This is a genomic window from Cellulomonas sp. Leaf395, assembly GCF_001424125.1.
GTDB lineage: Bacteria > Actinomycetota > Actinomycetes > Actinomycetales > Cellulomonadaceae > Cellulomonas.
On the sequence record NZ_LMQI01000005.1, the window covers coordinates 88130 to 108809 of the forward strand.

The window sequence follows — 20680 nt, forward strand, 5'->3', positions numbered from 1 at the left end:
CCGCGCCGCGCGCATCCCCGTCAGTCGCGGAGCACCGCCGGGTCGAGAACGTCCATCCGCCGGCCGTCCCACCGCACGGGCAGGGGGTCGCTCACCCCCCCGACGAACCCCCCCTCGGGGCCGGTGTGATGGAACGCGAGCAGCACCCACCGGCCGTCGGACCGGCGGCGCACCAGCCGCCCGCTGTACAGGGAGTCATCCGTCGCCTGGTGGGCGTGGGCGACGTCGTACGGACCGAGCAGGCTCGCCGCCGGGGTCGCCCAGACGCCTCCGGTGGCACCGGTGACGACCCCGGCCGCGGACATGTCCGTCGCCAGGCACGAGAACAGCAGCACCGGGGCGCCGTCGACCACCTCGACCTGCGTCACCTCGAGCTGACCGAACCCCTGCCCGGGCTCGGTCAGCGGTGCTCGCAGCTCCCACGTGCGCAGGTCCGGCGACCAGGCGTGCCCGACGACGCCGCGGTCGTCGGCCGGACCTGTGCGCGCCCGGGCGGTGATGAGCATGTGCCAGCCGTCACCGTCCGGGTCCGCGAACACCCACGGGTCGCGGAAGGCCTCGTCGTGCCACTGCCCGTCGGCCAGCACCTCGTACCACTCGCCGTCGGCCCGCAGCACCGGGTTCGTCGGGGACTTGTCCCACGTCATCAGGTCGTTCGAGGTGGCGTACCCGATCGTCTGCCGGTTGCCCGCCGGGGTGAGCGTCGAGCCGGTGTAGAAGAGGAACCATGTGCCGTCGGGGTGCCGCACGACCGAGCCGGTCCACGTGGCCAGGTCGTCGAACGCCGGTGCGTCGCTGCGGACGAGGGCGTCCGCCACCCGGGTCCAGTCCTGCAGGTCCGACGACACCGCGTGCCCGATCGAGGCTCGGTAGTGCCGGCGGTCCGGGTCATGCAATGCACGCGACGCGTAGAGGAAGAAGAGGTGGTACTGCTCGCCGTCGTCCGCGAGCCAGAAGTCCCACACCCACGACTCAGGAAGGGTGAACATGTCTGCCTTTCACGCCGTTTCCGGCGAGGGATTCGAGGGTTCGAGGGGTCAGCCCTTGACGCCGCTGGCGGCGACGCTGCTGACGAAGGCCCGCTGGAACGAGAGGAACACGATGAGCACGGGCAGCGTGATCAGGGACGTGTAGGCCATGACCTCGCCCCACGCGGCGTTCAGCTGGAAGAAGTACTGCATCCCGACCATGACCGGGCGCAGGCTCTCCTCCTGCACGACCATGAGCGGCCACAGGTAGGAGTTCCAGGCGGGCAGGAAGGTGAGGATCGCGACGGTCGCGAACGCCGGGCCGGCCAGGGGGACCACGATCTTGCGGTAGATCGTGAACCAGCCGGCCCCGTCGATCCGTGCGGCCTCGTCCAGAGACTTCGGGATGGTCGAGAAGTACTGGGTGAACAGGAAGATCGAGAACGCGTTCGCGATGAACGGGATGATCTGGACCTGGTAGGTGTTCAGCCAGCCGAAGTCGTACTTCGGGACGGCGCCCTCGAACACGAGGTTCGGAAGCTTGGACACCCAGTAGACCATCGGGATGGCGATCGTCTCGAAGGGCACGATGAGCGTCGCGATGATGACCGCGAGCACCACCCCGCGGCCTTTCCACTCCAGCCGGGGACAGCGCGAACCCGCACATGCTGTTGACCACCAGGCCGAGCACGACGATCAGCGTGGTGACCAGCACCGAGTTGAACATGAAGCGAGCCACGGGGACTCGGTCGAACACCCCGCTGTAGTTGTCCAGGCTGATGTCGCCCACGGGCAGGAACGCCCGCAGCGAGCCCACGTCGGACAGGATCTGGCCGTCCGGCTTGAGACTGGACACGAACATGAACACGAGCGGGAACAGGAAGATGACCGCGAACGCGCCCATCGCGACGTACGAGAAGATGCGGCGCCGGCGACGCTGCTGGTGCTCCGACCGGTCCAGCCGGGAGACGGTAGCGGTGGTCATGGCTCAGTCCTTCTCTCGGGTGACGAAGCGCTGCACGAGGGCGATCACGAGCACCAGCACGAAGAAGATGAGGGAGATCGCGGCGCCGTAGCCGGTCTCCTGCTCCCGGTACCCCTTGCGGACCGCGTGGTAGACGATCGTCGTCGTCGAGTCCTGCGGGCCGCCCTGCGTCATCACGTCGACCTGCACGAACAGGCCCAGCGCGGCGATGGTGATCGTCACCAGGACGAAGATCATGGTGGAGCGCAGGCCAGGCCAGGTCACGTTCCTGAACTGCGCCCAGGCGTCCGCGCCGTCCATGCGCGCGGCCTCGTAGAGCTCGTCGGGGATGGTCTGCAGCCCCGAGAGCCAGATGAGCATGTGGAACCCGACCGCCTGCCAGATCGACAGCACGATGATTGCCGGCAGCGCGGTGCGGGGGTTGTTGAGCCAGTCGGCGCCCTGCAGCGCCCCGAACGTCACCGTGTCGATGAACGAGTTGATCAGCCCGGTCGGCTGGTACATGAACTTCCAGAGGATCGACACCACGACGATCGACGTGACGACCGGGATGAAGTAGACGATCCGGAAGAACGTCACGCCGCGGAGCTTCTGGTTGACCAGCACCGCGAGGAGCAGGCCCAGACCGGCCTGCACGGGGACGACGACGATCGCGAACAGGAACGTGTTGAGGACCGACCGCAGGAAGACGGGGTCCTGCGTGAACGCGCGGACGAAGTTGTCGAGTCCGACGAACCGCGGTGGGTTCGGGGAGATGAGCCGCGCGTTGGTGAACGACAGGGCGAACGCCAGCAGCACGGGGACGATGAGGAACAGGGCGATCAGGATGGCGGCCGGAGCAGCCATCGCGAGCCCGGAGCGGCGTTCGCCGCGGGCGCCGGCAGAGGACCGGCGACGTCGGTGCACGGGGGTGTCCGGCGGCCGCGGGGGCGCGACGGACGTGGTGGAAGAGGCCATGGTCATGTCCGATCGGGCGGGGGCGGCGGCAGTGCCGCCCCCGCCGGTCAGGACGGCTCAGAAGCCGTAGCCGTCGTTGGACGAGATGTTGGTGTCGATCTCCTTGACCGCTCCGTCGAGGGTCGACTGCACGTCGGCGCCGCTCATGATGTCCTTGGCCGCCTTCTCGAACGTGCTCGAGATGACCGGGTAGGCCGGGGTGGCGGGACGGGCGAGCGCGAACTCCTGGGAGAGCTCGACGAACGGGCGCAGCGGGTCGCCCTCACCGAAGTTGGCGGAGAGCTCCTCGGCAGCCGCGGTGGCGGGGATGACCACCTGCTTGTCGCTGAACTCGGCGATGTACTTGTCCTGGAAGCTGAACTCCAGGTACTCGCGCGCACCGTCGGCCGCGTCGCAGCTGGAGGAGATGCCCCACTGCCAGGACCCGCCACCGATCTTCGGTCCGTCGCCGAAGTCCGGCGGCGGGAGGATCAGCAGGTCGTCGCCGACCGCCTCGAGCGAGTCCATCGCGTTCCAGACGCCCGTGTAGCTCATCGCGACGACGTCGTCGTTGAACTCCTGGTTGCCGATCGTGCCGGAGTTGCTGGCAAAGCCCTTGGCGAAGGCGTCCTGGAACCACGTGAAGAACGTGACGGCCTCCGGCCCGTTGAGGGCACCCTCCGCCGAGAGCATGGTGTCGCGGTCGATGAGGTCACCGCCCGCGCTCTGCAGCATGGGGGAGTAGGCGTACGACCACCACTCGCCCTTGTCCTCGGCGCCGATGTCCAGGGGCGTGTCGTAGCCCGCGGCCTGAAGGGTGGCCAGCGCGGCGTCGAACTCGTCGATCGTCCACGGGTCGTCGATCGTCGGGATGCGGATGCCGTTGGCTTCCAGCACCGACTTGCGAGCGAAGATCGACAAGGCCGCATCCCAGTAGCCGGCCGCGTAGATCTCGTCCTGGTACGTCCCGACGGCCGTCGGGAGCAGGTTGTCGGTGATGCTCGTGGGCAGACCGAGCGGCTGGATGTACTCCGCCCACGCCCAGTTGGGGACGATCGGGCCGTCCATGTCGAGCAGGCACGGCAGGTCGCCCGCGGTGGCTGCCGCGACGATCGCGTCGTTGTAGGCGCCCTGGGGGAAGGACTCCTCGACCACCGTGTACTTGTCCTGCGACGCGTTGAACTCGTCGATGATCTTGGTGTAGACCTCGAGCTCGGCGGGGTTGCCGGCCGAGTGCGTCCACATGGTGAGCTCCTGGGGTCCGTCACCGGACCCGCCGTCGCCCTGACCTGCCTGTCCACAGGCGGAGAGTGCCAGGGCTGACGCCGCCGACACCGATACGATCGTGACAAGGGACCTGCGCTTCATCGGGGGTTCCTTTCCTGGTGCCCGACCGGCATGTCGGGTCACCGCTCCACGGCCACCGACGGTGGCCGCTGGGGATTGCGTGTCAGGTCCGTCGCCGGCTGTCGCTCGCAGCTGTGGCCGGCGGCGGACCCACCGAGTCCCGATCGACGATCGGGCAGGGCATGAGGTGTGGGGCGCAGGGGTCGTCCGGCGTCCTGATACCGAGGGCGACCTCCATCGCCCACCGGCCCATCTCGTAGTGCGGCAGCGCCACGGTGGTCAGCGGGGGGTCGAGGTCCGCCGCGACGAGCTGCTGGTCGTCGTACCCGACGATCGAGAGGTCCTGGGGGATCACCAGTCCGCGTCTGTGCGCGGCGACGTACGCCCCCGCGGCCATGCGGTCGTTGAAGCAGAACAGGGCCGTGGGCCGCTGCTCCTCCGGCAGGTCGAGCAGCCGGTCCGTGGCCTGCCGCCCTCCGGCGGACGACGTGTCGCCTCGGACGTGCAGCGCCGGGTCCGGTGCGATCCCGGCCTCGGCGAGCACCTGGAGGTACCCCTCGTGGCGCAGGTAGGAGGCGACGGGAGGGTGCGGCTCGTCGACGTCGACGTAGGCGATCCGACGGTGTCCGGCTGCGACGAGCGCGCGCACCGCCTCGACGCCACCCGCGCGGTCGTCGGGCACGACCGCCGGGAAGCCGCCGTCCGTGGGCCGGCAGTCGAGGAACACGGTGCCTCGAGGCAGGGACGACGGCACGTCGACCACCCGGTGCCACATGCAGGCGTAGATCATCGCGTCGACCTGCTGGTCGGCCAGGGCGCGGATCGCCTCGCGCTCCACGGTCTCGTCCGCCTCCGTGTCCACGAGGAAGACGAGGTAGCCGTGCTCGCGGGCCACGTCCTGCGCGCCCGCCAGCATGCGGCCCGCGAAGGGGGTCGTCGCGATCCGGTCGGAGATCATCCCGACCGTGTGGCTGCGCTGCGTCCGCAGGCCGCGCGCGACCGAGTTCGGCGTGTACCCGACCTCCGCCGCCGCGCGCCGGACGCGGTCGGCCGTGACCTCCGAGATCCGCGCGGTCCTGTCGTTGAGCACCAACGAGACCGTGGCGGTGGAGACGCCGGCGGCAGCGGCGACGTCGGAGATCCGCACTCGCGCCACGTCACACCCCACTTCCTCGTGGAACCTGCTAAATCGATTAAACACCTGAGGGACAGCATGCACCCGATGGCGGCGTCGTCAAGGGGTCGCGGACACGTCCCGAGCCAGCGCGATCGCGGTGACCACCAGACCGTCACCGACAGCCCACCGACCGTGCAGCACGTCGGTGCCGAGCCCGGGCCGGCCGAGTCGGGCCACGAACGAGCCGTCGCCGAGGCGGACGTCGACGTCCTCGAACCCGAGCCACGACCGCGTCACCGGGTACCAGACCTTGTACACGGACTCCTTGGCCGAGAAGAGCACCCGGTCCAGGCACAGCCCCGGGCGGGTCCGCGCGAGCGCCGACCGCTCGTCCTGGCTCAGCACGAGGGTCGCGACCCCGGGCGGCAGCGGCGCGTGCACCTCGGCGTCGATCCCGATCCCCACCCAGGCGTCCACGCGCCCGACCGCAGCGGCCCGGTACCCGTCGACGTGCGTCATGCTCCCGACGATCCCGGCCGGCCACATCGGGGCACGGTCCGGGCCTGCCGGTACGGCGGCGTCTCCCAGCCCGAGCCGACGCAGGGCCGTGCGGGCGCACTCGCGCACGGCGGCGTACTCGGCGCGACGGGCGGGCACCGCGTCCGCGACCCCGGCCTCTTCCGACGGGTGCAGAGGAGCCGGCAGCGGGGGACCGGTGCGCTCGGCCACCTCGACGCCCGGTGGTAGCACCCGTCGGATCATGCTGGGCAGTCTGTCAAAGGGTGTTCGCCGCGGGCTGAGGGGTCCCGGGAAACCTCGAGGGCCCATCGTCGTTATGTCATGCAGGACCATCGACGAAGGAGAGGCATGTCGCGGCGGATCAAGGGCCTGGTGGAGTTCGAGGACGACGGCGGGGAGGTCGTGCGCTACGTGCGGCACGCGCGCGGAGGCGGGCTGGTGTCACCGGCCGCCCACGTGCACGAGGGTGCGTGGCTTGCCGAGACCTCCTACGTCGAGGCGGGCGCCGTGGTCCACGACCGTGCGCGGGTCGGGGCGGGCAGCTGGGTCGACGTGGACGTCGTGGTCGGCGCGGGCGCGGTCGTCGGGAGCAACGTGCACCTGGGAGCCGGGACGCGCGTGGGCACCGGCGCGCGGATCGGTACCGCGGCTCGCATCGGGGAGCGGGTCGTGATCGAGCCGCGCGCCATCGTGGCGGCCGACCAGGTGGTCCTGGACGGCGCGACCGTCACCGGGCCCGCCCCTGGGCGTCGCTCACGGTACGGGCGGGCCGCCTAGCGCGGACCGCAGCGCGTCCACGGCGAACCCGACGGCGCCCGCGTCTCTCCTTCGCAGTACGGTGAAGAGGCGTCGGGCGAACGGTGGACGCGGCACCGGCGCAGGCCACGGGGAGTGGGCCGATGGTTGGTGCGGGAGCGCGAGGACGCACGGCGGAGGCGGTCGGGCAGCCGACCGCGCGCGATACGGACCTGGACGGGCTCGCGACGTGCGCGGACCGGGCGGGGCACGAGCGCGTAGCGATGCGCGTCCGTGAACGCCTGCACGTGCAGCTGCTCGAGCGCGGCGATCGCGATGGCTGAGGGCGTCCTGGTGGTCGGGGCGGGCGTCGCGGGTCTGGCGCTCGCGAGAGCGCTGTCGCTACGAGGGCGGTCGTGCTCGCTGGTCGAACGGCGGGCTGCACCGTCCGACGACGAGGGCCTCGGGCTGAACCTGCCGGGCAACGCTGTGGCGGCACTGGCTGCGCTGGGGGTGGCCGACGAGGTGGTGGCTCGCGGGGTCCGCGTCCGGCGTCGCGAGTACCGGACCGCGTCGGGCCGCCTGCTGTTCGCGGTGGACGAGGAGCAGTTCTGGGGCGCCGGCCATCCCTCGGTCTGCGTCCACCGCGGTGACCTGCTGGAGGTTCTGCGCGGCGGCATCGACACCGACATCCGCTGGGGCGGTGCGGTGGAGTCGGTGCAGGACGGGTCGGCGGACGCACGGATCACCTTCGCGTCGGGGAAGGTCGAGGCGTACGACCTCGTCGTGGGCGCCGACGGGGTTCGGTCGCGGGTGCGCAGCGCGGTGGGCGGGGAGGTCCCGAAGCCCTCGGCGATGACGCGGTCGAGCTGGCGGTTCGTCGTCGCCAACCCGGGCGTGGAGTGCTGGACCGCATGGTCGGGGGCGGGCGGCACGCTCCTGCTGATCCCGGTCGACACCGGACGCGTGTACGGCTACGCCTCGAGCACCCGACGTAGCACGGACGCGACCGCCACCTGGCTCCGTACCGCCTTCACGGGCTTCCCCACCGTGGTCCGGGCCGCGGTGGACGCGGCGGTGGCTGGCGCGGGGACGCTGTACCCGGCGCCCGTCGACGAGGTGCGGTGCGACCGCTGGAGCCGGGGGAGGATCGTGCTGATCGGCGATGCGGCGCACGCGACCGGCCCGGTGTGGGCGCAGGGAGCTGCGCTCGCCCTCGAGGACGCGCTCGTGCTCGCGAGGCTGCTGGACCGCGAGGACCGGTCGGGCGTCGGCGACGAGCTCCTCCGGGCGCGCGGCGCACGGGTGGCGCACGTGCAGGCCATGACGGACCGGATGAGCCGGCTCGCGGGTCTGCCCGAGCAGCTGCGCGACGTGCTCGCGCCCGTGCTCGGACCACGCACGTACGCCGCGACGTACGGGCCGCTCCGGGAACCCGTGGCCTAGGTGCGGAGCAGCCCGCGCATGACGCGGGATCGGGCGACGAGGCCCCGGAGCAGCGCCGTCGTGTCCTCGTTCCCGGGGTCGAGGCCGACGGCCCGCTGCAGGAGCTCGGCCGCCGGGCCGGTGTCGCCGTCCACCAGGTGGCGGGTCATGCGACCGTCCCTCGCGCGCACCACGCCACGGCGGGGATCTCGAACGGCGCCGCCGGGAGCAGCGCCACGCACCGTGCCCTGAGCGCCTCGCGCTCGGCGTCACCCAGCGACGCGACATAGGCGCCCGCGGGGCCGACGCCGAGGGTGAAGGTGGCCCACCACTCGTCGACGGTCTCGTAGCGCGCGCCGACCGTCTCGCTCCAGGAGACGACGTCCCGGAGGCCGGCCGCGCGGAAGAGCTCGGCGAGGTGCCCCTCCCGCGTCCCCGGCAGGGCAGCCTCGCCGGGCGCAGCGGGGTCGAGGTCGTGCGCCGCGTGCCAGAACGCGTCGAGAGGTCCGCCGTTTCCGGCGTGGTCCCACACGTTCGCCGCGACCACGCCACCGGGCCGGGTCACCCGGGCCATCTCCGCGAGCCCGGCCACGGGGTCCGGCAGGAAGTGGACGACGAGCTGGGCGACCGCGAGGTCCACGGAGTCGTCGGGCAGGGGGAGCGACTCGGCGACGCCGTCCATGACCCGCAGGCCGGGGAACCGGGCGCGCGCTGCCGCGACGAACGACTCGGACGGGTCGACGGCGTCGACGGCGTCGACACCCAGGCGGGCGACGAGCTGGGCGGTCAGGGCTCCGGGACCGCAGCCGACGTCGAGCGCCCGCGCACCGGCGGGGATCTCCAGCGCCGAGGCGAACCTCGCGGCGAGCGGCTCGGAGAACCGGCCCATGAACCGGAAGTACACCTCCGGGGTGACGTCGAAACCCATCCACCGACGGTAGCGCCGTAGTCTCCGGGCCATGAGCACCCTTCACGAGGTCGGCGAACGCGACGGATGGCGATGCTGGCTGTGCGACGAGCCGGTCGACCCGGACGCGTCCGTCAACGCCGACCGCGGCCCGAGCATCGACGGGGGTGCGACCCCCAAGGGCAAGAAGCCGGTCCCGGGTTCCGAGCGCCTCGCGCACCGCGCCTGCAACACGAAGAAGGGAGCGGTGAAGCCTGTCGTCGCCTGGTCGCCGGACCTCTTCGTGGTGGAGCCGGCCCCCATCGTGGCGACGGCCGAGCGGCTGACCCGCAAGGGCGGCCGCGAGGTGGTCGGTCGCTGCCCCACCCGCGCGGACGGTGAGGCCGCCGCGACGTGGCTGGTCGACCGCCTCTCGCGCTTCGCGCCCGGCCTGCGGGTGACGGCCGACGTCGAGCCGGGCGGCGGTCAGTTCCTGCTCGTGCTGCGCACCGTGTGACGGCGGGTGCAGGATCGACCTGTGGCTCAGTACGAGCTGAACTCCGAGGCCGTGGAGCACGTGCGCCGGCTCATCGACGCGCGGCAGTACGTCCTGGACAGCGACTGGGGTGAGGCGCAGCCGGACACGGCGGCCCAGAACGACTTCCTCGAGAAGCACACGTGGGAGCAGTACGCCTCGTGGCACCTCGGGCTGACGGTGGGGGCCACCGACGGGACCAAGGCGCGGTACGCGTTCGTCGCGGGCGACTACCGCCGGGTGCACCGCTCCGCCCTGATCGCGTGCGTCTACCGTGCGTCGGAGTGGCGGCACAAGGACGTCGAGCTCGCGGCGCACGAGCTCCTGCAGCACCTCGATCGGGTCAGCGGGTAGCGCTCGGTTCGTCGGCCGACGCGGGCGACGCGCCGGCGGCCCTGCAGGTCAGCTGCGGGACGAGATCGACGACCGGTGAGTGGACGCCGGTGCCGGGGCACCGCCGGGGCCGCCACCGCCGACGATCGTCAGCGTGATGCCTTGCGCGGTGCTGCGGCGCAGGGCGGCCGTGAGCACGTCGACGACCGCGGGTCCGATGCGGCCCACCCCGCGCAGGTCCACGGTGACCCGCCCGGTGTCCAGAGCCCCGAGCATCGTCAGCGTGATCGCGTCGGCGAGCTCGTCCCGGTTGGACAGGTCGACCGACCCCGAGACGCGCACGATCGACTCGTCGCCACCGCACACGGTCTGCACATCAAGGTGCCGACAACGGGTCGGTGGCGGCTGCTGGACGGACGTTCTGCACAGTGTCTCGTCGAGAAGCTCGCGCGTCATCGACCCGAGTCCGACGGCCACCGCCTGCACGACCCTGCCCGCGACCTCGCGCAGCCGGACGTTGTGTCGCTGCGAGCTCTGCTTGAGGATGCCGAACGCCGCGTCCTCGTCGACGCCGTAGGTGAGCATGAGGATGCCCTTGGCCTGGTCGATCGCCGCGTGGGACTCCAGGGCGAGCTTCAGCTCGGCGTTCACCCGCTCGGCCAGCAGCGCGTCGTGCGCCGCAGTGAAGTCGACCAGGAAGCCGCTCACGCCGCCGTCGCCGTCGCAGGCGGCAGCGAGCACGACGCGGTGGGTCGCACCGGACATGTCCACAAGGCGGTAGTGGCACGCGTGCGGGTCGCGTTCGTCCACCGACCGGTCGAGAACCTCCCGGACCTCGGCGCGATCGTGCCGCTGGACGTGGGTGAGCAGGAGCTCGCTGGTGGGGACGACATCACCCGGCTGCACGCCGTGGATGAGGAACATGTGGTCGGACCACCACCAACGACCGCTGGCTCGGTCGAAGCGGAAGCGCCCCACCTGCGTGCTCGTCGCGGTCATCGCAACCCCCAGTGCTCGCGCCGTGAACAGCTCCGAACACGAGGCCCCTCCCGAACCTCAGGACGCTCATCACGGCGGGGATGGTGACTCCCACTTTATGCCTTCCGCCGCCCGACATCCGCGTCGTGGTGCGGGAGGATGGGCACATGGACCGGATCGGGGAGGGGCCGTGACCAACCGCAGCACGGTCCTGGCACGGCTGGCCGGCGCGGTCGCCGCCGGGGCGCGCGACCAACCCCTCGCCGTCCGCCTGTGCATCGCGTGCGTGGAGATCCTCGGTGCCGACGGGGGAGCGATCACGCTCGCGTCGACCCGCCCCGAACGGCTCACCGTCAGTACGTCCAACGGCACGTCGGCACGGATCGAGGACCTGCAGGACGTCCTCGGCGAGGGCCCCGGCCAGGAGGCGTTCCGCGAAGGCCGCGCCGTCGTCACCCACGTTGACGGCGCTCGCGGCGGCCCGTTCCCGATGTTCACCGAGCTCGCCGGGGACATCGCCGGCCCGCTCACCGTCTGGGCGATCCCGATGCATCCCGGTGGCACGACCATCGGGGTGATCACCGTCTACCGTGCCGGTGGCGCGCTCAGCCAGAGTCTGGACGACGCACAGTTCCTGGCGGACGCCGTGGGGGCCGCTCTGCTCGACGACACGGCGACGACCGGCACGGTGGCTTTCGCCGCCTGGTCGGACCGCGCGCGCGTGCACCAGGCGACCGGCATGGTCGTGGCACAGCTCGCCATCGCTCCCGGCGACGCGCTCGCGATCCTGCGGGCCCACGCGTACGCAGAGAGCGCGACGCTCGACGAGATCGCCAGGGCAGTCGTCGACCGAGAGCTGAGCTTCACGAACACGCACCAGGACGTCACGCACGACGGGACAACCCCCGACGACAGCACGGGAAGGGGTGGACGATGACCGCACGGACGTCGGCCCAGGCGCTCGCCGACGTGGCGAGCGCGCTGGTCGAGGATCATGAGATCACCGGTCTGCTGGCGCGCCTCGTGTCCGACTGCGCGCAGCTGGCGCCGGCGGACGCCGCAGCCCTCATGGTGCGGGCCGACGGGGGGGTCGAGCTGTTGAGCGCCACCTCCCACCGCGTCGAGGAGCTCGAGGTGTACCAGGCGCAGCGGGAGGCGGGGCCGTGCGTCGACGCGACCCGCACGGGAGAGTCGACCAGCGTCGTCGGCCGCCACCAGATCGTCGCGCGCTGGGCCGACGTCGGACAGGAGATCGTCGACGCCGGCTTCGCGTCGGTCCACGCGTTCCCGATGCACTGGCGCGGCCACGCGATCGGCGCCCTCAACCTGTTCGCGGTCGCCGAGGCGGAGCTCCGTGCAGCGTCGGCCGTCCTCGCGCAGAGCTTCGCCGACTTCGCCACCCTGGCCATCGTCCAGCCGGTCGCACTCGGGTACGAGGACCTCACCGAGCGCATCACGGCGGCGCTCGAAGGGCGGGTCGTCGTCGAGCAGGCCAAGGGGGTTCTCGGAGTCCAGCTGGGGTTGGACATGGCCGCCGCCTACGACGAGCTCATCGCCCGCTCCGCCGTCAACGGGACGACGCTCGCACAGGTCGCGCACAACGTGGTCCGGGCCGCACAGGCGCGCTGACCCCGCCGCCGGCAGGCGGGATCGGTGGACCAGGCAAGATAAGCGCTCCACGTGCCGGCGAGAGGAACCTCATGGCAGTAGCGGCCCTCTACCTCGGCGTCGCACTGGTCGGCGGGTTCATCGCGGTGCTCCTGCGCCTCCCGCCCCTCGTCGGCTTCCTCGCCGCCGGCTTCGCCCTCGGCGCCGCGGGCGCTCCGGAGCTGCCGTACCTCGAGCCGATCGCCAACTTCGGGGTCGTCCTGCTGCTGTTCGCGATCGGGCTGAAGCTCGACGTGCGCACCCTGCTGCGCCGCGAGATCTGGCTCACCACGGTCGTGCACCTGGCGCTCAGTGTCGCGATCGCGCTCGGGTTCCTGGGCCTGCTCGCCGTGATCGGGTTCGGCTTCCTCGCCGGCGAGTCGTTCGGCGCGCTCGCGCTCGTCGGGTTCGCGCTGTCGTTCTCCTCGACCGTGTTCGTCGTCAAGGTCCTCGACGACCGCTCCGACACCACCGCCCTGTACGGGCGGATCGCCGTCGGCGTGCTCGTCATGCAGGACGTCGCCGCAGTGATCTTCCTGTCCCTGTCCAGCGGCGAGCCCCCGAGCCCGTGGGCCCTGCTGCTCTTCGTCCTGATCCCGGGGCGGCGGGTGCTGCACCTGATCTGGAACCGCGTCGGGCACGGCGAGCTGCAGGCGCTGTTCGGGGTGTGCGTCGCCGTGGTGCTCGGGTACGGGCTGTTCGAGCTCGTCGGCATCGCCGGCGACGTCGGCGCCCTGATCGTGGGCGTGCTGCTCGCGTCCCACCCGCAGGCCGGAGAGCTGTCCCGGTCCCTGATGACGTTCAAGGACCTCATGCTGGTCGCGTTCTTCGTGCAGATCGGGCTGCACGGGACCCCGCACCTGCTGGAGACCGGCCTCGCGCTCCTCCTGCTGCTCCTCCTGCCGCTCCAGGTCGCGGCCTACTCCGTCGTGCTGTGGCTGATGCGCCTGCGCCGCCGCACCTCGTTCCTCGCCGGTCTGGTCCTGTCGAACTACTCGGAGTTCGGGATCATCGTCGTCGCCGTCGGCGCGAGCACCGGCCTGCTCGACGACGAGTGGGTGGTCGTGGTCTCCCTCGCCGTCGCGTTCAGCTTCGGCCTGTCCGCGATCGTCAACCGCCGCGGGGTCGAGCTCGCCTCCCGGCTGTCGCGTCTGCTCCCCGCGCGCGACAGCGACCGGCTGCACCCCGACGACCGCCTGGTGGACGTCGGCGACGCGGACGCGCTCGTCCTCGGGCTCGGCCGGGTCGGCGCCGCCACCTACGCGCGGCTCCGCGACGAGTACGGGCTGTCCGTGGTCGGCGTCGAGCACGACCAGACCCGCGTCTTCGCGCTCGAGGACGAGGGCTACGAGGTCGTGCGCGCCGACGCCACCGACCTGGAGTTCTGGAACCGGGTCCAGCGTGCGGGTCGGGTCAAGATGGCGGTTCTCGCGATGCCGTTCCACAACGCGAACCTGATCGCGCTGGCGCGACTCCAGGCCGCCGGCTTCACGGGCAAGGTCGCCGCCGTCGCGCGGTACGACGACGACGTCGCCGAGCTGGAGCGCCACGGCGCGGACGCCGTGTTCCACCTGTACGGCTCGGCCGGGTTCGCGCTCGCGGACCACGCCGCGGAGGTGCTGCTGCGGGGACGCGACGGCGTTCAGCCGTTCCCTCGCCCGCCGGCCCGACCGGGCGACGAGCGGGACGTCCTCGACCCGCTCGAGCGCCGCGCGGAGCCTGCCTAGGGCTCGCGGAGCCTACGCAGTGTCAGATGCCGTGCGCCCGTGCCCAGGCGACGGCCTCGGCGCGGGTGGACACGCCGATCTTGCGGTACGCGCTGCGCAGCTGCGACTTCACCGTGTTGCGGGTGACCCACAGGCGGGCGGCGATCTCCTCGAGCGTGATGTCCTCAGCGAGCTCGCCCATGACGACGCGCTCGCGCTGGGTCAGGGCGCTCGCGCCGATGGTGGGCATCGGGACGGTGTGCTGGTTGCTCATGGTGTTCCTCCTGCGGGGGTTGTCGATTCCGCTCGGGAGGCCGTCCCGCCTGACGGAGGTGCCCGACGTCTGCCTCACAATCTCTATCGGCGTGCAAACGGGTGAATATGAGTCCGGATGCGAGTCGATCTGCGTCATCTGGTCGGCAACGTGCTCTGCGTGGGACGGCTAGGCTCTGTCGGCCGTCGAGGGACGACGAGCCCCCACCCCTTCCCGCGCAGGGCTGCGCGCTCCAGATGACGCTGCCCGGGATCTCTGCGTGGCAGCGGGACGCGTCGAACGTCACGCGCGGCTCGCCGGGAACCTCGGTGCCGGCCGCTGAGTCGGGAGTGGCGGGCTCTCGCCGCGCCAGATCGATCGACACGAGCGGCGCTGGCCCGAGCCTGCGCGCCATCCGGGTGGGTGCAGTCGATACTCCCGACGTGAGCATCGTCGCGGAGCAGGACGAACGGGGAGTGGACTGGCGCGAGGTCGTCGTCGTCGTGCTCCTCTCGGTGACCACGATCCTGACCGCCTGGGTCGGGTTCCAGGCCAGCAAGTGGGGCGGGTCGATGTCGATCTCGTTCAGCCAGGCCTCCTCCGCGAGGATCGAGGCGAGCCGGCTCGAAGGTGTGGCCAACCGCAAGCTCGACATCCAGGCGTCCTTGTTCGCCCAGTGGGTCGAGGCGACCGGCTCGCAGCAGGTGCCCGTCGCAGACTTCTTGCGGGCGCGCTTCCCGGAACCGCTCGGGACGGCGTTCGACGCGTGGATCGCGCTCGAGCCGCTGAAGAACCCAGACGCGCCGCTCTCCCCGTTCGACATGCCGGAGTACGCCATCCCCGAGCTCGCAGAGGCCGCCGACGCCGACCGGCGAGCGGACGCGAAGTTCGAGCAGGCGCTCGCCGACAACCAGCGCGGAGACAACTACACCGTGCTCACGGTGGCGTTCGCGTCGGTCCTGTTCTTCACGGCGATCTCCGAGCGGATGCGGACCCCGCGGGGGCGCCTCGTCCTGCTCGGTCTCGGGATCGTTCTCTTCGTCGCCGCGACAGCTCTCCTGCTGACCTTCCCGAAGCTCGTCTGACTCTGCTCGGTCATCGCGGCGTCCGGTGGGACGCAGGGCTCCCGCACCCGGCGCCGCCGCGCGTCACGGTGGCGAGTGCGCCACGCTGAGGCGAGGGTCGGGTGGGTCCCGGCCCTGCGGCTCGAGGCGGTGGGGCGGATGCAGACGGAGCGGCCGGCCTCGACGTCGCCCGAGCTCGAGACGTACCGGTCCATGCGGGACTTCGGGCGGACGCCCGAGCCGTCGGGCGCACCGAGCGATCCGCAGGCGGCGCCCAAGCAGCGTCGGTTCGTCGTCCAGCGGCACCGCGCTCGCCGGCTGCACTACGATTTCCGGCTCGAGATGGACGGCGTCCTGGTCAGCTGGGCGGTGCCCCGGGGTCCGACGCTGGACCCGACGGTGAGACGGATGGCCGTGCACGTCGAGGACCACCCGCTCGAGTACGCCGACTTCGAGGGCGTGATCCCGTCAGGCCAGTACGGCGGGGGCGACGTGATCGTCTGGGACCGCGGCACCTGGGAGCCGTACAAGGGTGACGACCCGGTGTCCGACGTGGCCGCGGGGGAGCTCCACGCCGAGCTGCACGGCTCGCGGCTGCGCGGGCGGTTCGTGCTCGTGCGGCGCGGAGAGGCCGACCGGAACGGCAAGGAGCAGTGGCTGCTGCTCCACAAGCGTGACGAGCATGCCGTCGACGGCTGGGACGCCGAGGACCACCCGACGTCGGTGGTGAGCGGGCGCACCAACGACGAGGTGAAGGCGGCGCCCGACCGGCTGTGGCGGTCGGACCTGCCCGCAGCCCAGGCGTCCGTCGAGCTGACCACCACGGCCGGCCCGACGCAGGACGAGCTCGACGCGCTCGACGACCTCGGCGGCGCCGGGCCGTGGGAGGTCTTCGGTCGACGGCTGCGGCTCACCAACCTCGACAAGGTGCTGTTCCCCGCCCGTGCCGGCGAGGAGCCCGTCACCAAGCGCGAGCTGGTCCGCTACGCCGCGCGGATCGCTCCCATCGCGCTGCCCTACCTTCGGGGTCGCCCGTTGAACATGCACCGGTACCCCCAGGGTGCGAGCCACCCGGGCTTCTGGCACAAGCAGGTCCCGGATCACGCACCCGACTGGTTGGCGCGGTGGCACAACCCGGACGCGGACCCGGGCGAGACCACCACCTACCTGATGGTCGACGAGGCCGCCGCCCTGGTCTGGGCGGCGAACTTCGGAGCGCTCGAGTGGCACGCGTGGACCTCGACGAGCGCCGTTCCGCACCGCCCGACGTATGCGCTGGTCGACATCGATCCCGGCACGGACACGCCGTGGGACGACGTCCTCCTGATGGCCCGGCTGCACCGCGACGCCTTCGCGCACCTGGGCGTGCGGGCGTACCCCAAGCTCACGGGCCGACCCGGCATCCAGGTGTGGGTGCCCATCCGGCCCGGACCGGGCTTCGACGAGACCCGGGCGTGGGTCGAGCGCCTGTCGCGCACGGTCGGGAAGGTCATCCCTGACCTGGTGAGCTGGAGATGGGAGGTGCGTGAGCGGGGAGGGCTGGCGCGCCTCGACTACACGCAGAACGCGATCAACAAGACTCTCGTCGCCCCGTACAGCCCGCGCGCCGCGGCCGGGGCCCCGGTCTCCGCGCCGATCACCTGGGACGAGCTTGACGCGCCCTGGCTCCGACCCGCCGCCTTCACCGTCCGCACGGTGCTGGACCGCATCGCCGAACGCGGCGACCCGTTCCGTGGCGTCCTCGCAGCCGACCAGGTGCTGCCCCGGTTGGCGTAGCTCCGCGCGTTCGTCCCGGCCGCGCGGGCGCCGGGTGCCGCGCGTACGCTGGATCTCGCGTCGAGGCGAGGCGCGCACCCGCCCAAGAGTTTGTCGACGACACCATGCGCATCGGAATCATCGCCCCACCCTGGGTCCCTGTGCCGCCGCCCGCCTACGGCGGCACGGAGTCCGTGATCGACCGCCTGGCTCGCGGTCTGCAGGCTGCGGGCCACGAGGTCCTTCTCGCGGCCGCCGCCAACAGCGAGTGCCCGGTACCGCAGGTGCCCGGGACTGCGTCAGCGCCGCCCGACCGTCCTCTGACGGGCGACGCGGTCTCCGAGCTGACGCACGTCGTCAGCGCCTACGCGGCGATGCGCGATCTCGACCTCATCCACGACCACACTCTCGCGGGACCCCTGCTCGAGCACGAGCCCGGGACCCCCCCGATCGTCACGACGAACCACGGGCCCTTCAACGCGGCGCTCTCACCTCTCTACGAGGCGATGAGTGGCGTCGCGATCATCGCGATCTCGCACAACCAGGCGTCCACGGCTCACGGCATACCTGTGGCCGCGGTGATCCACCACGGAATCGACGTGGACGACGTCCCGGTCGGCACAGGCGACGGCGGGTACGTGAGCTTCGTCGGCCGGATGTGCCGCGAGAAGGGTCCGCGCGAGGCAGCACTCATCGCTCGCGCGGCCGGCATGCCCTTGAAGATCGCGGCCAAGCTCCGGGAGCCTCGCGAGCACGAGTACTTCGAGCAGGAGGTCAAGCCCCTGCTGTCGAGAGAGATCGAGTACGTGGGCGAGCTCGGTGAGCGCGACAAGCTCGCGCTCATCGGGGGCTCGACGGCCCTGCTCAATCCCATCCAGTGGCCGGAGCCGTTCGGGCTGGTGATGATCGAGGCGCTCGCGTGCGGGACGCCCGTCGTCGGGATGCCGGCCGGCGCCGCCCCCGAGATCGTCGACGACGGCGTCACCGGCTACCTGCGGAGCAGTGCGCCGGAACTGGTCATCGCGCTCCAGGCGGCAGGGTCGCTCGATCGCGGCGCCTGCCGGGCAGCGGCGCGAGAGCGGTTCTCCACGAGTCGCATGGTGGCCGATCACGTCCGCCTGTACTCGCAGGTCATCGCGTCGCGGGCGCCGGAGGAGCCGCTGCACGCGACGTGGCCGGACCTGGTCCAGCAGCCGTCCGACATCGTCGCGAGCGGTCGGGCCGCCATGCTCGGCGCGCCAGGCATCGCCGTGCGCGGATCCCTCTCGTCATGACCGCGAGCCCCGACGCGACGATCGGTCCGGTCGGTGGGTCGGGCGCCGTCACCCTCTTCGAGGGATCCTCGTTCTGCGTGTCCGGATTCGACGGCAGCATCGATCCTCGCCGGCCGCACGGTGTGTTCTTCGAGGACACGCGCATCATCTCGGCCTGGCAGGTGCTCCTCGACGACCGACCGCTCGAGGCGCTCGCCGTCATGACCCCCGAGCCGTTCCGTGCGGTCTTCGTCAGCCGGAACCCGAGGGAGGGGCTCGACGACACGGAGCTGCTGATCGAGCGCCAGCGTCGCGTCGGTACGGGCATGCGAGAGGACGTGCTGGTCCGCAACTACGGGCGCGGTCCCGCCACCTTCGTCCTCACTGTCCGCGTCGCCGCCGACTTTGCCGACCTCTTCGAGGTCAAGGACGGGCGGATCAGGCGGACCTGGGACCACAGCGCCCGGGTCGACGGGCACGAGCTCGTGCTCGAGGCCGAGTGGCACGGTCACCGATGTGGCGTCGTCATCACGTCCGACGGTGGGGAGCTGGACTTCGGCGGCATCACGTTCCGGGTGACCGTGCCGGCCCACGGCTCGTGGACGGGCCACGTGATCGCGCACCCGGTCGTCGACGGTCAGCGGCCCGCGAGCAGCTTCCCGGTGGGGGAGCCTCTGGAGGACTCCGTCCCGTCGCGCCGCTACCGCGCCTGGCGGGACCACGCGCCGGTCGTCGGGGTCGAGGACGAGTCGCTCCGGCGCATCCTGGAACGGAGCCAGATCGACCTGGGCGCGCTCCGCATCACCGACCCGGCACACCCCGAGCGCACCGCGGTCGCGGCGGGTGCGCCGTGGTTCATGGCCCTGTTCGGCCGCGACTCGCTGCTGGCGTCGTTCATGGCCTTGCCGGTCGACCAGTCGCTCGCGCTCGGCACCCTCCAGACGCTCGCCCACTACCAGGGGACGAAGGTCGACCCTCTGACCGAGGAGCAGCCCGGGCGGATCCTGCACGAGGTCCGGCTCGGCGTCGACACCGGCCTCGCGCTCGGCGGTGGGGGCGTGTACTACGGGACAGCCGACGCGACGCCCCTCTTCGTCGGCCTCGTCGGGGAGCTGTGTCGCTGGGGCTTCGCCGACGACGACCTCGCGGCCCTCATGCCGCACGTCGACCGGGCGCTGGCGTGGGTCACCGACCACGGTGACCGTGACGGGGACGGCTTCGTGGAGTACGAGCGCCTGCACGACGGCGGCCTGGCCAACCAGGGCTGGAAGGACTCCTGGGACGGGATCACGTTCGCGGACGGCTCCCTGCCGCGCGCACCGATCGCGCTGTGCGAGGTCCAGGGGTACGTCTACGCCGCCTACGTCGCGCGTGCCCTGCTCGCCCGGCACCAGGGGGACGACCGGTCGGCCCAGGAATGGCGCGACCGCGCGGCGGAGCTGAAGGACGAGTTCAACCGGCGCTTCTGGCTCCCGGATCGAGGGATGTTCGCGCTCGCCCTCGACGGCGACAAGCGCCCGGTCGACGCGTCCGCCTCGAACATCGGGCACTGCCTCTGGACCGGCATCGTCGACGAGGACAAGGCCGAGGCGGTCGCCGACCGTCTGCTCTCGCCTGCGATGTTCTCGGGCTGGGGCGTGCGGACGCTCGGCTCGGACATGGGCGCGTACAACCCTGCGAGCTACCACAACGGGTCGGTGTGGCCCCACGACAACGCCCTGATCGCCGCTGGTCTCATGCGCTACGGGTTCGTGGAGCATGCCCAGCGCATCGCGGTGGGGCTGTTCGAGGCGGCCGACCGGTTCGGCGGACGGCTGCCGGAGCTCTTCTGCGGGTTCGGGCGGGACGAGTACCCCGAAGGACCCGTCCCGTACCCCACGTCGTGCTCGCCCCAGGCGTGGGCGACGACCACCCCGCTCCTGCTCCTGCGGACGCTCCTGCGGTACGACCCGTGCCTTCCTCACCAGACGGTCTGGCTGGCGCCCGCCATGCCGCCGGGTTTCGGTCGCGTTCGCGTCGAGAACGTGCCTCTCGGGGGCGCTCGCGTGCGATTCGACGTCGCCTCGAACGACGAGGCGGACATCGTCGACCTGCCCCAGGGCCTGACGCTCTCGAGAACCCCGCGGCCGTTGCGGCACGATCTGGACCCCCTTCCCGGGCGGCGGTAGTCCGGGTCGGTCGTCCGGCCGCACGCCGAGGGAGCAGGCTCACCCTCGCTGTGACGGTGTGCCACGCGCG

The 20680-nt window shown here is 71.7% G+C and carries 21 protein-coding genes; 11 read left to right on the forward strand and 10 right to left on the reverse strand.

The features are described from left to right. Positions 1 to 20 precede the first annotated feature (20 nt). The 6 genes from ASG23_RS15050 to ASG23_RS15075 form a co-directional block, all read right to left on the reverse strand. Positions 21 to 989, reverse strand: a complete 969-nt coding sequence (locus ASG23_RS15050) for a family 43 glycosylhydrolase (protein WP_056026597.1) — start codon at positions 987 to 989, stop codon at positions 21 to 23. 48 nt (positions 990 to 1037) lie between these two features. Then, a complete protein-coding gene (locus tag ASG23_RS15055) occupies positions 1038 to 1589 on the reverse strand; it encodes a carbohydrate ABC transporter permease (RefSeq protein WP_442856824.1) in 552 nt (183 codons plus the stop codon). A 367-nt stretch (positions 1590 to 1956) separates the two neighbouring features. After that, complete coding sequence (locus ASG23_RS15060; protein WP_200941644.1) at positions 1957 to 2799, reverse strand: carbohydrate ABC transporter permease; 843 nt, start codon at positions 2797 to 2799, stop codon at positions 1957 to 1959. 168 nt (positions 2800 to 2967) lie between these two features. Further along, entirely contained in the window at positions 2968 to 4134 is a 1167-nt protein-coding gene (locus ASG23_RS15065; RefSeq protein WP_235521142.1) for a sugar ABC transporter substrate-binding protein, read from the reverse strand. Positions 4135 to 4339: 205 nt separating this feature from the next. Continuing rightward, a complete protein-coding gene (locus ASG23_RS15070) occupies positions 4340 to 5392 on the reverse strand; it encodes a LacI family DNA-binding transcriptional regulator (RefSeq protein WP_056026603.1) in 1053 nt (350 codons plus the stop codon). 78 nt (positions 5393 to 5470) lie between these two features. Next, positions 5471 to 6115 carry a 4'-phosphopantetheinyl transferase family protein gene (locus tag ASG23_RS15075; RefSeq protein WP_056026606.1) on the reverse strand — a complete coding sequence of 215 codons (645 nt, stop codon included), beginning with the start codon at positions 6113 to 6115 and terminating at the stop codon, positions 5471 to 5473. Positions 6116 to 6220: 105 nt separating this feature from the next. Between ASG23_RS15075 and ASG23_RS15080 the strand changes: the two genes are divergently transcribed. Both ASG23_RS15080 and ASG23_RS15090 read left to right on the forward strand, forming a co-directional pair. Then, positions 6221 to 6649, forward strand: coding sequence for a hypothetical protein (locus ASG23_RS15080; RefSeq protein ID WP_056026609.1), 429 nt, complete (start codon positions 6221 to 6223; stop codon positions 6647 to 6649). 294 nt (positions 6650 to 6943) lie between these two features. Beyond that, positions 6944 to 8053: an FAD-dependent monooxygenase gene (locus tag ASG23_RS15090; protein WP_056026614.1), complete on the forward strand. Its 1110-nt coding sequence runs from the start codon at positions 6944 to 6946 to the stop codon at positions 8051 to 8053. On the opposite strand, the gene ASG23_RS19990 is transcribed toward ASG23_RS15090, so the two are convergent. Both ASG23_RS19990 and ASG23_RS15095 read right to left on the reverse strand, forming a co-directional pair. Further along, positions 8050 to 8202, reverse strand: a complete 153-nt coding sequence (locus tag ASG23_RS19990; RefSeq protein WP_157465695.1) for a hypothetical protein — start codon at positions 8200 to 8202, stop codon at positions 8050 to 8052. The two genes, ASG23_RS15090 and ASG23_RS19990, sit on opposite strands and share 4 nt — an antisense overlap. Beyond that, entirely contained in the window at positions 8199 to 8960 is a 762-nt protein-coding gene (locus tag ASG23_RS15095; RefSeq protein ID WP_056026618.1) for a class I SAM-dependent methyltransferase, read from the reverse strand. Before ASG23_RS15095 ends, ASG23_RS19990 begins: the two co-directional genes overlap by 4 nt. Before the next feature lie 31 nt (positions 8961 to 8991). Between ASG23_RS15095 and ASG23_RS15100 the strand changes: the two genes are divergently transcribed. Together ASG23_RS15100 and ASG23_RS15105 are read left to right on the forward strand one after the other, a co-directional pair. Then, positions 8992 to 9435 carry a hypothetical protein gene (locus ASG23_RS15100; protein ID WP_056026621.1) on the forward strand — a complete coding sequence of 148 codons (444 nt, stop codon included), beginning with the start codon at positions 8992 to 8994 and terminating at the stop codon, positions 9433 to 9435. Positions 9436 to 9456: 21 nt separating this feature from the next. Beyond that, a complete protein-coding gene (locus ASG23_RS15105; protein ID WP_056026623.1) occupies positions 9457 to 9807 on the forward strand; it encodes a hypothetical protein in 351 nt (116 codons plus the stop codon). Between the two features lie 48 nt (positions 9808 to 9855). Here ASG23_RS15105 and ASG23_RS15110 read toward each other — a convergent pair whose 3' ends face one another. Continuing rightward, positions 9856 to 10785 carry an ANTAR domain-containing protein gene (locus ASG23_RS15110; protein WP_056026627.1) on the reverse strand — a complete coding sequence of 310 codons (930 nt, stop codon included), beginning with the start codon at positions 10783 to 10785 and terminating at the stop codon, positions 9856 to 9858. Between the two features lie 169 nt (positions 10786 to 10954). On the opposite strand from ASG23_RS15110, the gene ASG23_RS15115 reads away from it, so the two are divergent. From ASG23_RS15115 to ASG23_RS15125, 3 genes are all read left to right on the forward strand, one after another. Beyond that, the gene (locus ASG23_RS15115; protein ID WP_056026630.1) at positions 10955 to 11701 is read left to right on the forward strand and encodes a GAF and ANTAR domain-containing protein; all 747 of its coding nucleotides are present in this window, start codon (positions 10955 to 10957) and stop codon (positions 11699 to 11701) included. Further along, positions 11698 to 12393: an ANTAR domain-containing protein gene (locus ASG23_RS15120; protein ID WP_056026633.1), complete on the forward strand. Its 696-nt coding sequence runs from the start codon at positions 11698 to 11700 to the stop codon at positions 12391 to 12393. The genes ASG23_RS15115 and ASG23_RS15120 overlap by 4 nt, the downstream gene beginning before the upstream one ends. 71 nt (positions 12394 to 12464) lie before the next feature. Further along, the gene (locus ASG23_RS15125) at positions 12465 to 14138 is read left to right on the forward strand and encodes a cation:proton antiporter family protein (protein WP_056026636.1); all 1674 of its coding nucleotides are present in this window, start codon (positions 12465 to 12467) and stop codon (positions 14136 to 14138) included. A 22-nt stretch (positions 14139 to 14160) separates the two neighbouring features. Here the strand turns inward: ASG23_RS15125 and ASG23_RS15130 are convergent, their stop codons facing one another. Further along, the gene (locus ASG23_RS15130) at positions 14161 to 14391 is read right to left on the reverse strand and encodes a helix-turn-helix domain-containing protein (RefSeq protein ID WP_056026639.1); all 231 of its coding nucleotides are present in this window, start codon (positions 14389 to 14391) and stop codon (positions 14161 to 14163) included. Between the two features lie 422 nt (positions 14392 to 14813). On the opposite strand from ASG23_RS15130, the gene ASG23_RS15140 reads away from it, so the two are divergent. The 4 genes from ASG23_RS15140 to ASG23_RS15155 all read left to right on the forward strand — a co-directional run bounded on the left by ASG23_RS15140 (position 14814) and on the right by ASG23_RS15155 (position 20610). Further along, on the forward strand, positions 14814 to 15455 hold the full coding sequence (locus ASG23_RS15140) for a hypothetical protein (protein ID WP_056026645.1): 642 nt from the start codon (positions 14814 to 14816) through the stop codon (positions 15453 to 15455). A gap of 138 nt (positions 15456 to 15593) precedes the next feature. Continuing rightward, complete coding sequence (ligD, locus tag ASG23_RS15145) at positions 15594 to 17210, forward strand: non-homologous end-joining DNA ligase LigD (protein ID WP_056028379.1); 1617 nt, start codon at positions 15594 to 15596, stop codon at positions 17208 to 17210. Between the two features lie 104 nt (positions 17211 to 17314). Continuing rightward, on the forward strand, positions 17315 to 18463 hold the full coding sequence (locus ASG23_RS15150) for a glycosyltransferase family 4 protein (RefSeq protein WP_082516265.1): 1149 nt from the start codon (positions 17315 to 17317) through the stop codon (positions 18461 to 18463). Continuing rightward, entirely contained in the window at positions 18460 to 20610 is a 2151-nt protein-coding gene (locus ASG23_RS15155) for an amylo-alpha-1,6-glucosidase (protein ID WP_056026648.1), read from the forward strand. The genes ASG23_RS15150 and ASG23_RS15155 overlap by 4 nt, the downstream gene beginning before the upstream one ends. Positions 20611 to 20680 lie beyond the last annotated feature (70 nt).

Coding starts and splice junctions, on each gene's coding strand:
- ASG23_RS15100 (WP_056026621.1), top strand. CDS start 8,992: ATGAGCACCCTTCACGAGGTCGGCGAACGCGACGGATGGCGATGCTGG.
- ASG23_RS15050 (WP_056026597.1), bottom strand. CDS start 989: ATGTTCACCCTTCCTGAGTCGTGGGTGTGGGACTTCTGGCTCGCGGAC.
- ASG23_RS19990 (WP_157465695.1), bottom strand. CDS start 8,202: ATGACCCGCCACCTGGTGGACGGCGACACCGGCCCGGCGGCCGAGCTC.
- ASG23_RS15065 (WP_235521142.1), bottom strand. CDS start 4,134: ATGTGGACGCACTCGGCCGGCAACCCCGCCGAGCTCGAGGTCTACACC.
- ASG23_RS15155 (WP_056026648.1), top strand. CDS start 18,460: ATGACCGCGAGCCCCGACGCGACGATCGGTCCGGTCGGTGGGTCGGGC.
- ASG23_RS15130 (WP_056026639.1), bottom strand. CDS start 14,391: ATGAGCAACCAGCACACCGTCCCGATGCCCACCATCGGCGCGAGCGCC.
- ASG23_RS15075 (WP_056026606.1), bottom strand. CDS start 6,115: ATGATCCGACGGGTGCTACCACCGGGCGTCGAGGTGGCCGAGCGCACC.
- ASG23_RS15120 (WP_056026633.1), top strand. CDS start 11,698: ATGACCGCACGGACGTCGGCCCAGGCGCTCGCCGACGTGGCGAGCGCG.
- ASG23_RS15150 (WP_082516265.1), top strand. CDS start 17,315: ATGCGCATCGGAATCATCGCCCCACCCTGGGTCCCTGTGCCGCCGCCC.
- ASG23_RS15060 (WP_200941644.1), bottom strand. CDS start 2,799: ATGGCTGCTCCGGCCGCCATCCTGATCGCCCTGTTCCTCATCGTCCCC.
- ASG23_RS15110 (WP_056026627.1), bottom strand. CDS start 10,785: ATGACCGCGACGAGCACGCAGGTGGGGCGCTTCCGCTTCGACCGAGCC.
- ASG23_RS15095 (WP_056026618.1), bottom strand. CDS start 8,960: ATGGGTTTCGACGTCACCCCGGAGGTGTACTTCCGGTTCATGGGCCGG.
- ASG23_RS15080 (WP_056026609.1), top strand. CDS start 6,221: ATGTCGCGGCGGATCAAGGGCCTGGTGGAGTTCGAGGACGACGGCGGG.
- ASG23_RS15125 (WP_056026636.1), top strand. CDS start 12,465: ATGGCAGTAGCGGCCCTCTACCTCGGCGTCGCACTGGTCGGCGGGTTC.
- ASG23_RS15090 (WP_056026614.1), top strand. CDS start 6,944: ATGGCTGAGGGCGTCCTGGTGGTCGGGGCGGGCGTCGCGGGTCTGGCG.
- ligD (WP_056028379.1), top strand. CDS start 15,594: ATGCAGACGGAGCGGCCGGCCTCGACGTCGCCCGAGCTCGAGACGTAC.